Genomic DNA, 217 nt, shown 5'->3' on the forward strand with positions numbered 1-217 from the left:
AATATGCGGGTGTGGCGGAATTGGCAGACGCACTAGACTTAGGATCTAGCGCCTTTGGCGTGGGGGTTCGACTCCCTTCACCCGCACTTTTAATAAAATATCTCAAACATGTCTTGCGGAAGTAGTTCAGTGGTAGAATACAACCTTGCCAAGGTTGGGGTCGCGGGTTCGAATCCCGTCTTCCGCTCCAATTTTCAATATGACATGCCGGGGTGGC

The 217-nt window shown here is 51.2% G+C and carries 2 tRNA genes; both read left to right on the forward strand.

Annotated features, from left to right (window positions below):
* The first annotated feature begins 5 nt into the window (after nucleotides 1-5).
* A tRNA-Leu gene (locus MR170_RS32020) sits at nucleotides 6-86 on the forward strand.
* Between the two features lie 29 nt (nucleotides 87-115).
* Nucleotides 116-190 (forward strand) — tRNA-Gly (locus MR170_RS32025).
* Nucleotides 191-217: the final 27 nt, after the last annotated feature.

The organism is Bacillus cereus group sp. BfR-BA-01524, from assembly GCF_022662595.1.
Lineage (GTDB): Bacteria > Bacillota > Bacilli > Bacillales > Bacillaceae_G > Bacillus_A > Bacillus_A thuringiensis_S.